This window comes from Thauera sp. SDU_THAU2, assembly GCF_038260575.1.
GTDB lineage: Bacteria > Pseudomonadota > Gammaproteobacteria > Burkholderiales > Rhodocyclaceae > Thauera.
In genome coordinates this window covers 805401-816625 of sequence record NZ_JBBWUN010000003.1, presented here as the reverse complement: position 1 = coordinate 816625, position 11225 = coordinate 805401, and the positions used below count along the sequence as shown (strand labels likewise).

The 11225-nt window shown below is 66.0% G+C and carries 9 protein-coding genes and 2 pseudogenes; 8 read left to right on the top strand and 3 right to left on the bottom strand.

Annotation, left to right across the window (positions count from 1 at the left end; genetic code table 11):
* Positions 1 to 306 precede the first annotated feature (306 nt).
* A complete protein-coding gene (rraA, locus tag AAFL97_RS04875; RefSeq protein ID WP_068636142.1) occupies positions 307 to 786 on the top strand; it encodes a ribonuclease E activity regulator RraA in 480 nt (159 codons plus the stop codon).
* 315 nt (positions 787 to 1101) lie between these two features.
* Complete coding sequence (gene aceA / locus AAFL97_RS04870; RefSeq protein ID WP_341643965.1) at positions 1102 to 2415, top strand: isocitrate lyase; 1314 nt, start codon at positions 1102 to 1104, stop codon at positions 2413 to 2415.
* Between the two features lie 71 nt (positions 2416 to 2486).
* Here the strand turns inward: aceA and AAFL97_RS04865 are convergent, their stop codons facing one another.
* Positions 2487 to 3029 (bottom strand): Spy/CpxP family protein refolding chaperone, encoded by a 543-nt coding sequence (locus AAFL97_RS04865; RefSeq protein WP_341643964.1) that lies wholly within the window; start codon positions 3027 to 3029, stop codon positions 2487 to 2489.
* Positions 3030 to 3233: 204 nt separating this feature from the next.
* On the opposite strand from AAFL97_RS04865, the gene AAFL97_RS04860 reads away from it, so the two are divergent.
* The 5 genes and pseudogenes from AAFL97_RS04860 (at position 3234) to AAFL97_RS04835 (ending at position 7633) form a co-directional block, all read left to right on the top strand.
* On the top strand, positions 3234 to 3989 hold the full coding sequence (locus AAFL97_RS04860) for a response regulator (RefSeq protein ID WP_341643963.1): 756 nt from the start codon (positions 3234 to 3236) through the stop codon (positions 3987 to 3989).
* Positions 3986 to 5321, top strand: a pseudogene (locus AAFL97_RS24550) (ATP-binding protein). The gene AAFL97_RS04860 and the pseudogene AAFL97_RS24550 overlap by 4 nt, the downstream one beginning before the upstream one ends.
* Before the next feature lie 87 nt (positions 5322 to 5408).
* The gene (locus AAFL97_RS04845; RefSeq protein WP_341643960.1) at positions 5409 to 6263 is read left to right on the top strand and encodes a DMT family transporter; all 855 of its coding nucleotides are present in this window, start codon (positions 5409 to 5411) and stop codon (positions 6261 to 6263) included.
* Between the two features lie 155 nt (positions 6264 to 6418).
* Entirely contained in the window at positions 6419 to 6781 is a 363-nt protein-coding gene (locus tag AAFL97_RS04840) for an STAS/SEC14 domain-containing protein (RefSeq protein ID WP_263461900.1), read from the top strand.
* A pseudogene (locus AAFL97_RS04835) lies at positions 6778 to 7633 on the top strand (sulfurtransferase). Before AAFL97_RS04840 ends, AAFL97_RS04835 begins: the two are co-directional and overlap by 4 nt.
* 93 nt (positions 7634 to 7726) lie before the next feature.
* On the opposite strand, the gene murI reads toward AAFL97_RS04835, so the two are convergent.
* On the bottom strand, positions 7727 to 8539 hold the full coding sequence (gene murI / locus AAFL97_RS04830; protein ID WP_341643959.1) for a glutamate racemase: 813 nt from the start codon (positions 8537 to 8539) through the stop codon (positions 7727 to 7729).
* 31 nt (positions 8540 to 8570) lie between these two features.
* Positions 8571 to 9770, bottom strand: coding sequence for a tyrosine--tRNA ligase (tyrS, locus tag AAFL97_RS04825; RefSeq protein ID WP_341643958.1), 1200 nt, complete (start codon positions 9768 to 9770; stop codon positions 8571 to 8573).
* A gap of 188 nt (positions 9771 to 9958) precedes the next feature.
* Between tyrS and AAFL97_RS04820 the strand changes: the two genes are divergently transcribed.
* The gene (locus AAFL97_RS04820) at positions 9959 to 11185 is read left to right on the top strand and encodes a peptidoglycan DD-metalloendopeptidase family protein (RefSeq protein WP_445954524.1); all 1227 of its coding nucleotides are present in this window, start codon (positions 9959 to 9961) and stop codon (positions 11183 to 11185) included.
* Positions 11186 to 11225 lie beyond the last annotated feature (40 nt).

Below are 11225 nucleotides of genomic sequence, written 5' to 3'. Positions count from 1 at the left end.
CCTGCAAGCAGTACGAAACAGAGCTAACCTATTGCCCCATATATGGTTGCAAGCCCTCCCTGTTTTCCACGAAAGGCTTGACACCGGCCCTTTTTTGTCCGTCGGGCCGCCCCAAGGCAAAAAGCGCCCCCTGGGGGGCAGCGAGCCCGCGAAGCGGATGAGCGTGGGGGCATTTTTTGTGCGGCCCGTATCGCAGCATCGGCACGACCCGGGCACATATCCCCCGCCTCCCGCATGCCACGACACAGGACACTGAACTATCATGCGCGCTGCCAGCGACAAGCACCCCATCGACAAGGAGCAGACATGAACATCCAGACAGCCGATCTGTGCGACGCCCACGACGACAAGCTCGCCGTCGTCAGCCCCATGTTCCGCAGCTACGGCGGACGCAGCGCCTTCGGCGGCCCGATCAGCACGCTGAAGCTCTTCGAGGACAACTCCTTCGTCCGCAAGGCGGTCGAATCCGCCGGCAACGGCCGGGTGCTGGTCATCGACGGCGGCGCCTCGATGCGCTGCGCGCTGGTGGGCGACCAGCTCGCCGAACTGGCCGTCAGGAACGGCTGGGCCGGAATCATCGTCTACGGCTGCATCCGCGACTCGAAGGCCATCGGCGGCATGGATCTCGGCGTCTTCGCCCTCGGCACCCATCCGCGCAAGACGGTCAAGCGCAATGTCGGCGAAGTCGACGTGCCCGTGAGCTTCGGCGGCGTGAGCTTCGTGCCGGGCCACCATGTCTATGCCGACGAGGACGGCGTCGTCGTGTCCGAAACCGCCCTGCTCTGACGCCTCCCCCTGCGGGATGCGGGCTCCGTGCAGCCACAGGCACCGCAGTGCAGCACCGGGACGTGAAAATCCATTTCACAAGATTCACTTTCGTTTCACATCCCGGGAATTAAACAGCAAACCCATGTTTTAATTGCGAAATATTATTTCTTATGTCTTATATAAGACATATTGCTGCTAAGCAGAAACCCTCCTATACTTCTTTCCCATCGACAAGGCGTTTTTCCCTCGAACGCCCTTGCGACGGATACACCGCGACCGGCGCCTGAACCGAGCGCGATGGTTGACACCCTTCTGCACTGAAAAGGAAGCATCATGACTCTGACCCGCGAACAGCAAATCGCCGCTCTGGAAAAGGACTGGGCCGAGAACCCCCGTTGGAAAGGCATCAAGCGCGGCTACTCCGCCACCGACGTCGTCCGCCTGCGCGGCAGCCTGCAGCCCGAATACACGCTGGCCCAGCGTGGTGCCAAGCTGCTGTGGGAACGTGTCAACGGCGGCGCCAAGAAGGGCTACGTGAATGCCTTCGGCGCCATTACCGCGGGCCAGGCCATGCAGCAGGCCAAGGCCGGCCTCGAAGCCGTGTATCTGTCCGGCTGGCAGGTCGCCGCCGACGGCAACACCTCCGAAACCATGTACCCCGACCAGTCGCTGTACGCCTACGACTCGGTGCCGACCATGGTTCGCCGCATCAACAACACCTTCAAGCGCGCCGACGAGATCCAGTGGTCGCGCGGCATCAACCCGGGCGACAAGGAGTTCATCGACTACTTCCTGCCGATCGTGGCTGACGCCGAAGCCGGTTTCGGCGGCGTGCTGAACGCCTTCGAGCTGATGAAGAACATGATTGCCGCCGGTGCCGCCGGCGTGCACTTCGAAGACCAGCTGGCTGCGGTGAAGAAGTGCGGCCACATGGGCGGCAAGGTGCTGGTGCCGACCCAGGAAGCGATCGAGAAGCTGATCTCCGCCCGCTTCGCCGCCGACGTCATGGGCGTGCCGACCATCATCCTGGCCCGTACCGATGCCGAAGCTGCCAACCTGATCACCTCGGATCACGACGCCAACGACAAGCCCTTCCTCACCGGCGAACGCACCCCGGAAGGCTTCTACCGCGTCAAGAACGGCCTTGAGCAGGCCATCAGCCGCGGCGTCGCCTACGCGCCCTATGCCGACCTGGTCTGGTGCGAAACCGGCACTCCGGACCTGGGCTTCGCCCGCGAATTCGCGCAGGCCGTGCATGCCGCCTGCCCGGGCAAGCTGCTGTCCTACAACTGCTCGCCGTCCTTCAACTGGAAGAAGAACCTCGACGACGCCACCATCGCCAAGTTCCAGGACGAACTGTCGGCGCTGGGCTACAAGTACCAGTTCATCACCCTGGCCGGCATCCACGTCAACTGGTTCAACACCTTCAAGTTCGCCCACGCCTACGCCCGCGGCCAAGGCATGAAGCACTACGTCGAAATGGTGCAGGAACCCGAGTTCGCCGCCCGCGAACAAGGCTACACCTTCGTCTCGCACCAGCAGGAAGTCGGTGCCGGCTACTTCGACGACGTCACCACCGTGATCCAGGGCGGCTCGTCCAGCGTCAAGGCGCTGACCGGCTCGACCGAGGAAGAGCAGTTCCACTAAGCAGCACGGCTGCCCCCAAGACGAAAGGCCATCCCGCGGGATGGCCTTTTTCCATTCAGGCAGCGCGACGATCAGCCGCGCGGCTCACGCATGCCGCGTTCGCCCTTGCCGGGACCCCTGTCACCCTTCTTGCCGAAATCATGGCGCCCCGCCTTCTGGAACTCGGCATCGAACACCGTCTTCTGCGCGCTGCCGAGCGTGCCATAGAAGGTTTCGACCGCCTTGCGGGTCTCGGCCATCTCGGCCAGGCGCAGCTTGCCGGCTTCCTCCATGCGCTGCATGCGCTCGATCGCGGTCGCCGGCCTGGCTTCCGCGCGACCTGCGGCCATGGTCTCCGCCATGCGCTCGGCACGTGCCTTCATGGTGTTCTTGAAGGTCTCGAAAGCGGGCTTCTGCTCCGCACTCAAGGCAAGCGCCAACTCCAGCCGGGCCATCTGCAGTTCGACGCGCTGGGCCATGCGCTGCTTCACCTGCGCCGGCTCCATCTGCGACCAGCCGGCCTTGCCGCCGTGCGGGCCGTGGCCATGTCCGCCCCAGGCAAGCGCAGCCGTGGTGCCCAGGCCGGCGGTGGCGATGACGGCGGCGGCGATCGAGGTCTTCATCCAGGTCTTCATGGTGCTTCTCCTTTCGGTTCGGTTCGTCGCGCCCGTTCGTTCGGGCGACGGAGCCATTTCAACACCACGATGTAAGCCGCGTTTGTCCGCATCCCCCCGGTTTGCAGCCTCGTGTCTCTCGCCCCTGGATTGATACGCTGGGATACAAAAGCAGGTGGGCGGAGGCTTAAGATTCGCCCCATTGAAAACACCGGCACCGATGCGATGAGCCAGCAAGACCACATCCTGATCGTCGATGACGACCGCGACATCCGCAACCTGCTTGCCGACTACCTCGAAAAGCAGGGTCTGCGCTGCACCACCGCAGCCGACGGGCGCGAGATGAAGGCCGCGCTGGAGCAGCATCGCATCGACCTGATCGTGCTCGACGTGATGATGCCGGGCGAGGACGGCCTGACCCTGTGCCGCAACCTGCGCGCGGCCGGCGGCCCGCCGTCGAACATCCCGATTCTGATGCTCACCGCCCGCGGCGACGACATGGACCGCATCCTCGGCCTGGAGATGGGCGCGGACGACTACCTGACCAAGCCCTTCGTACCGCGCGAACTGTACGCACGCATCCGCGCCGTGCTGCGCCGCACGCGCGCACTGCCGCCCAACCTCGACGCCGCGCCGCCGGCCAATGCGCGCGAACTGCGCTTCGCCCAATGGCGGCTGGACACCGTCAACCGCCACCTGATCGACACGGCCGGCACCGTCGTCGCCCTGTCCGGCGCGGAGTACCGCATGCTGTCGATCTTCCTGTCGCATCCGCAGAAAGTCCTGTCGCGCGACCAGTTGATGGAGCTGACCCAGGGACGCGAAGCGGACGTCTTCGACCGTTCGATCGACCTGCAGGTCAGCCGCCTACGCCAGCGCCTCGGCGACAACGCACGCGAACCGGCGATCATCAAGACAGTGCGCAACGAAGGCTACGTGCTGGCCACCGAGGTCGGCGTCGTCACTCCGGACACCCCATGAAACTGCCCTGGCCCCGCAGCCTGTTCGCCCGCCTGATGCTGATCCTGCTGGTCGGCATCCTGGTCGTAATCGCGGTCAGCGTGACCCTCTTCGTCAGCGAACGCGAGCGCATCGGACGCAGTGCGCTGTTCGAGAGCGTGGCCCAGGAGATCGCCGCCGCCGCGGACGTGCTCGATCGCCTCGGCCCTGCCGAGCGCGCGCGCTGGATCGACGAACTCGGCCGCCGCCGGCTGCGGCTGGCACTGCGTGAGCCGTCCGAACGCCTGCAACCGCTGCCCGACGACCACCCGCTGCCCACCGCGCTGCGTGCCGCGATGCCGGAGCGGACCACCACGGCCTACGCCCAGGACCGTCCCGGCATGCCGCATGCCGTGGTGGTCGCCGTGGTCGATCTCGCCGACGGCGCCCCACTGCAGGTCCGCCTGCCCGGCATCCCCCTCGCCCCCGATCCGCCCGCCCGAGCCGGACCAGTTGATCGCCGCCCTGGCCGCGCTGGTCGGCGGCGTCGGCCTGCTGACCTGGTTCGCGGTACGACTGGCGACCCGCCCGCTGTCGCGCATGACCGAAGCCGCCCGAGCGCTCGGCGAGGATCCGGAGCGCGCACCGCTCGACACCCGCGGCCCGACCGAAGTCAGCCAGGCCGCCCAAGCCTTCAACCAGATGCAGCAGCGCATCCGCGACTACGTCAGCGAGCGCACCCGCATCCTGGCCGCCATCTCGCACGATCTGCAGACGCCGATCACGCGGTTGCGGCTGCGCGCGGAACTGGTCGACGACGATGAACTTCGCAGCCGCATCCAGGCCGATCTCGACAGTATGCAGGCGCTGGTCAAGGAAGGGCTCGCCTATGCCCGCAGCCTGGACGACGCCACCCCTGCGCAGCCGATCGACCTCGACCGGCTGCTCGAAGCTCTGCGCGACGACGCCACCGACATGGGCTGGAAAGTCCGGCTCGACGGCCGCGCCGATGCACCGCTGTCAGCCCAGCCGACGGCCATGCGGCGCGCGCTGTGGAACCTGATCGAGAACGGCGTCAAGTTCGGCGGCGAAGTCGACATCTCCGTCGCCACCGGGCCGGATGCCTTCGAGATCCGCATTCGCGACCGCGGCCCCGGCCTGCCGGACGATCAGCTGGAGAAGGTCTTCGAACCTTTCTATCGGCTCGAAACCTCGCGCAACCGGGAAACCGGCGGCACCGGCCTGGGCCTCGCCATCACCCGCAACCTGCTGCGCCGCCAGCGTGGCGAAGTCCACCTGCGCAATTCGGCCGCAGGCGGACTGGAAGCCACGGTGCTGCTGCCGCGCTCAGGCGATACTGCAGCGCAGCAGTGATTTCCGCACGGGCCTGATCCGGATTTCGCGCACGCGGCGCCCCGATGTGGTTCAATGTCGGGTTCTGTCGCTGCACTGCAACATTTCATGCCTGCTTTCTGGATGCTCGTTTCCTGTCTGCTGTTCGCCTGCATGGGCGTCTGCGTCAAGCTCGGCTCGAGCACGTTTTCGACCGGCGAAGTCGTGTTCTACCGCGGCATCGTCAGCGTCGCGATGATGGTCGTGATCGCCAGGCTCAAGGGCATCCGGCTGCGCACCCCCCACTGGCGCATGCACGTGTCGCGCAGCGTGTCCGGGTCGACTGCGCTGAGCTGCTACTTCTTCGCCATCGGCAGCCTCCCGCTCGCGACTGCGGTGACGCTCAACTACACTTCGCCGATCTTCGTCGCCCTGCTGCTGGCGCTGGTTTTCCACGAGAAGCTGCGCTGGACCGGCATGCTCTCGCTGGCGGTCGGCTTTGCCGGCGTCGTGCTGCTGCTGCGCCCGACGCTGGCCGCCGAGCAGTGGCTGGGGGCGGTCGTCGGCCTCGGCTCCGGCGCGATCGCCAGCATCGCCTACATCAGCGTGCGCGAACTGGGGAAGGCCGGCGAGCCGGAAGTGCGCACGGTGTTCTGGTTCTCGCTGGTCACGATGCTGTTCGGTCTTGCCGGCGCACTGTATGCCGGCCCGCACCTGCCCGATCTGCAGGAGCTCTTCATCCTGCTCGGCATCGGCGTCTTCGGCGGCCTTGCCCAGCTCGCCATGACCCGCTCCTACAGCTACGGCCACACCATGCTGTCGGCCAACCTCAGCTACGCCACCGTCGTCTTCGCCAGTCTGTTCGGCGCCCTGCTGTGGGACGAAATCATGCCGTGGCTGAGCTGGATCGGCATCGCCTGCATCGTCACCAGTGCGATCATGATCTCGCTGCGCCCGCGCCGCAGCAGCTCGAACGACGGCTGAGGCGCCCGCCGCGAAATGCGGACCGCCAGCCGGCCCGGCAGCCCCTGTCTGATGGGCTCGGCCAGGCGCCCCGGCTAGGCGCCCCCCACTGATTGAGCCGGATCGATGCGGAGGCTATAGTAGTAGGCAACCAGTCCAAGACGACGGAGGCCGCAATGATCAGCATCGAGCACCGCGACAACCTGGTCGCAATCACTGTTTTCGGTGAATTCGCGCTGGCCGACTACAAGGAATTCGAGGAACTGGTCAATTACAAGATCCAGTTCTCCGGACCGATCGACCTGCTTTTCGACCTGCGCGAAATGGCGGGCTTCACGCTCGACGTGGCGTGGGAGGAAATCAAGTTCTCGCGCCAGCATGCCCATGATTTCCGCCGCATCGCCGTGCTGACCGACGACCAGTGGCTGACCTGGAGCGCCTGGGTGTCGCAGCTGTTCGTCGATGCCGAAGTCCAGGTATTCGACGACGAAGCCGAAGCCCGCAGCTGGCTGGACATCACGGCCGAGGCCGCCGAGTGAACGCATCCTATGCGACGCTGATCGGCCCGGCCGAGCTCGCACAACGGCTCCATTCGCCGGACTGGGTCGTGTTCGACTGCCGCTTCGATCTGTGCAATACGGATTTCGGCCTGCATGCCTATCTCGGGCAGCACATCCCGGGCGCCTTCTTCCTGGGATCTGGAAACCGATCTCTCGGCACCCCGGACGGGCACCAACGGCCGCCACCCCCTGCCCGACCCGGCGAAGCTCGCCGCCCGGCTGGAAGCATGCGGTGTCAGCCACCATACCCAGGTGGTCGCCTACGACGACGCCTGCGGCATGTTCGCCGCGCGGCTATGGTGGCTGCTGCGCTGGCTCGGGCACAACCGCGTCGCCGTGCTGGACGGCGGCCTGCAGGCTTGGTGCAGCGCCGGCCTGCCGCTCGACTCGGCCCAGCCCGAAGCCCGGCCCGCCACCTATGCGCTGGCGCTGCGGGCGAATCGGGTCGATGCGGATTTCGTCCTCGGCCATCTGGGCCAGCCGCAGATGCTGCTGATCGACGCCCGCAGCCCGGACCGCTTCCGTGGCGAGAACGAAATGCTGGATCCGGTGGGCGGCCACATCCCCGGCGCCATCAACCGCTTCTTCCGCGACAACCTGCAGCCCGACGGCCGCTTCAAGCAGGCATCGGTACTGCGCGAGGAGTTCGGCGCACTGCTGGGAAACCACCCGCCGCAACAAGTCGTGCACCACTGCGGCTCCGGCGTGACGGCCTGCGTCAACGTGCTGGCGATGGAATCGGCCGGCCTGTCCGGCTCGCTGCTTTACGCCGGCTCGTGGAGCGAGTGGTGTGCCGACCCGCGGCGGCCGGTTGCGACCGGCCCCGCCTGAGGCTCGCCCCAGCCTGAACGCGGCCCGACCTGAACGCGGCCCGACCTGCGCGGCCCGACCTCACTCCCGCGCTGCAGACCAGGCGTCAGCCGCTCACCAATCGACTTTTTCCACCTGCCCCAGCGAACGGCCGAGGAAACGCTCGCCGATCGTCTGGAAGCGCAGCGGCACGTCGCTGACGACGAAGCGGTAGCGCGCCGCAGCGCCGGCGCCGCGCGCCAGCCCCGCCTGCTGCAGGCGCCGTGCGGCGAATTCCGCCGTCGTCACCGCCGAATCGATCAGCCGCACGTCCGGCCCCGCAACGTCGCGCAGCAGGGGCTTGAGCAGCGGATAGTGGGTGCAGCCCAGCACCAGGCTGTCGACCTCCTCGGCCAGCACCGGCCGCAGGTATTCCTGCGCGGTGAGGCGCGTCACCGGGTGGTCGAGCCAGCCTTCCTCGACCAGCGGCACGAACAGCGGGCAGGCCTGGGAATACACCCGCACCGACGGATCGAGTTCATGCATGCGCCTGGCATAGGCATTGCTGTTGATCGTGGTCGGCGTGCCGATCACGCCGATGCGCTGCCCGCCCTCCGGCGCCACCGCGGCCCGTGCGCCCGCCTCGATCACGTCGAGCACCGGAACGTCGCGCGCCAGGCGATGGACGACGTCGGCCGCGACGGCCGCCATCGTGTTGCAGGCGATGATCAGCATCTTGACGTCGCAGCGCAGCAGATAGTCGGTGATCTGCGCAGTGAACTGCTCGATCGTCGCCACCGACTTGACGCCATAGGGCACGCGCGCGGTATCGCCGAAATAGACGATGTTCTCCAGCGGCAGGCGCTCCATCAGCGCCCGTACGACGGTGAGGCCACCGACGCCGGAATCGAACACGCCGATCGGGCGTGCGGCATCGGCAGCCGTCATGCTTCGCCGCTCCTCGGGTACAGGCTGCGGTTCAAGCCAGCACCACCGACGCGAACTTGCGCTTGCCGACCTGCAGCACCACCTTCTCGCCCGTGCGCAGCAGCAGACCCTTGTCTTCGGCACGCTCGCCGTTGATGCGGACCGCGCCCTGATCGATCATGCGCATCGCCTCGGACGTGCTGCCGGTCAGCCCGGCCTGCTTCAGCACCTGGAACAGCACGATGCCTTCGGCGCCAGCGGGCACCGTCACCTCCGGGATGTCGTCCGGAATCGCGTTGCGCTGGAAACGTGCCTCGAAATCGGCCAGCGCATCCTCGGCGGCCTTCGTGCCATGGAAGCGGGCAACCAGTTCCTGCGCCAGCATCACCTTGACGTCGCGCGGGTTACGGCCGCCCTCCACTTCGCGCTTCAGGCCTTCGATCTCGGTCGTGGAACGGAAGGACAGCAGATCGTAATAGCGCCACATCAGGGTGTCGGACACCGACATCGTCTTGCCGAAGATCTCCTTCGGCGCCTCCGAAATGCCGATGTAGTTGCCGAGCGACTTCGACATCTTGTTGACGCCGTCCAGGCCTTCGAGCAGCGGCATCATCAGCACGCACTGCGGCGGCTGGCCGTAGTGCTTCTGCAGCTCGCGCCCCATCAGCAGATTGAAGCGCTGGTCGGTTCCGCCCAGTTCCACATCGGTGCGCATCGCCACCGAGTCGTAGCCCTGGCAGAGCGGGTAGAGGAACTCGTGGATCGCGATCGGCTGGTTGTTGCTGTAGCGCTTGGCGAAATCGTCGCGCTCCAGCATGCGTGCCACGGTCTGCTGCGCCGCCAGGCGGATCATGCCGGCCGTGCCGAGGCCTTCCATCCAGCTGGAGTTGAAGCAGATCTCGGTCTTCTCCGGATCGAGGATCTTGAACACCTGCTCTTCGTACGTTCTGGCGTTCTCCATGATCTGCTCGCGCGACAGCGGCGGCCGCGTCGTGTTCTTGCCGCTCGGATCGCCGATCATGCCGGTGAAGTCGCCGATCAGGAACATGACGTGATGTCCGAGTTCCTGGAAATGGCGCATCTTGTTGATCACCACCGTGTGGCCGAGATGCAGGTCGGGCGCGGTCGGGTCGAAGCCCACCTTGACGCGCAGTGGGCGCCCGCTCTCGAGCCGCTCGGCAAGCTCGGTTTCGATCAGCAATGCATCGCAGCCGCGCTTGATCAGCTCCATGGCGGCCTGAACATCAGTCATTCGATTTCTCCAAAAATATTCTCCCGAATGCAAGGGCACATTTGCTAGAATTCCGGAAATTTTCTGCCGATCCTGGCCCAGGTAAGCTCATGCAGGCGAGAAAGACCAGAATTCTAGCCGAACTGCCGACACAACTCCTCACCCGTCCCCGCCCCTGGCTGCTTGCAGGCATCGTGGGTGTCTCCATGATGGGCGTCGTGGCAGCAACCGCAGTCGCACCCGGCAATGATACCGCCGGCATCGTCGTGCGCCCGGTGATCGAAACCCTGCCCGCCCCCCGCGTGGCGATCGACACCGAAACCGACCTGCCTTTCGTGCACAGCGAGCGCATCCAGCCCGGTGACTCCTTGCCGTCGCTGTTCCGCCGCCTGAATATCGAGGACAGTGAAGCACTGTCCTTCCTGACCACCTCGGACGAGGGCAAACAGGCCGTCCGCCAGTTGCGCGCCGGCCGCTCGGTCACGGCGATGGTGCATGCCGACGGCCGTCTGGCTTCGTTCAGCCTGCCGGTCGGCAATGGCGAACAGCGCCTGGTGGTCGAACGCAAGGACGATGGCACGCTCCAGCTGCGCGAGTCCGAAGTCGCCGCGCAGAGCACGCTCGTCGAGATGCGCTCGGGCACGATCCGCAGTTCGCTGTACGGCGCAACCGATGCCGCAGGCGTACCCGACAACGTTGCGACCCAGCTTGCCGATATCTTCGGCACCGAGATCGACTTCCATACCGACCTGCGCAAGGGCGACCGCTTCAACGTCGTCTATGAAATGATTTACCAGGACGGCAACGCCGTCCGCGCCGGCCGCATCCTGGCAGCCGAATTCATCAACCAGGACAAGCGCTACGCCGTGGTGATGTACCGCGGTCCGAGCGGCAAGGAAAAGTACTACTCCGATGACGGCCGCAGCCTGCAGCAAGGCTTTCTGCGCTCGCCACTGGAGTTCTCGCGCATCAGCTCGGGCTTCGGCCGCCGCATCCACCCGCTCAACCGCAATTGGCGCGACCACAAAGGCACCGATTTCGCCGCGCCGACGGGCACCCCGGTCAAGGCCACCTCGGACGGCGTCGTCGAGTTTGCCGCCACGCAGCGCGGCTACGGCAACATCGTCATCCTGAAGCATCGCGGCAGCATCTCCACCGCCTATGCCCACCTTCACGGCTTTGCCAAGGGCATGCACAAGGGCAAGGAAGTCAGCCAGGGTGACATCATCGGCTACGTCGGCTCCACCGGCTGGTCGACCGGCCCCCACCTGCATTACGAAGTCCGCATCAACAACATCGCCCAGGACCCGATGACGGTCGCACTGCCGATGGCTGACTCGCTGGGCCCCAAGGAACTGGCTGCGTTCCGGCGCGACACGGCCCACTTGCGTAACCGCTTCGCCCTGCTCAACTACGAACTGGCCAGAGCAGACTGAAGCACGGCGGGCAGTAGCGCTGCTGCCCGCCATTCGAATC

What these genes read in the sequence shown, in the direction of transcription:
- rraA (WP_068636142.1), top strand. Translation starts at nt 307, where the DNA reads ATGAACATCCAGACAGCCGATCTGTGCGACGCCCACGACGACAAGCTC.
- aceA (WP_341643965.1), top strand. Translation starts at nt 1,102, where the DNA reads ATGACTCTGACCCGCGAACAGCAAATCGCCGCTCTGGAAAAGGACTGG.
- AAFL97_RS04845 (WP_341643960.1), top strand. Translation starts at nt 5,409, where the DNA reads ATGCCTGCTTTCTGGATGCTCGTTTCCTGTCTGCTGTTCGCCTGCATG.
- AAFL97_RS04840 (WP_263461900.1), top strand. Translation starts at nt 6,419, where the DNA reads ATGATCAGCATCGAGCACCGCGACAACCTGGTCGCAATCACTGTTTTC.
- AAFL97_RS04860 (WP_341643963.1), top strand. Translation starts at nt 3,234, where the DNA reads ATGAGCCAGCAAGACCACATCCTGATCGTCGATGACGACCGCGACATC.
- AAFL97_RS04820 (WP_445954524.1), top strand. Translation starts at nt 9,959, where the DNA reads ATGGGCGTCGTGGCAGCAACCGCAGTCGCACCCGGCAATGATACCGCC.
- AAFL97_RS04865 (WP_341643964.1), bottom strand. Translation starts at nt 3,029, where the DNA reads ATGAAGACCTGGATGAAGACCTCGATCGCCGCCGCCGTCATCGCCACC.
- tyrS (WP_341643958.1), bottom strand. Translation starts at nt 9,770, where the DNA reads ATGACTGATGTTCAGGCCGCCATGGAGCTGATCAAGCGCGGCTGCGAT.
- murI (WP_341643959.1), bottom strand. Translation starts at nt 8,539, where the DNA reads ATGACGGCTGCCGATGCCGCACGCCCGATCGGCGTGTTCGATTCCGGC.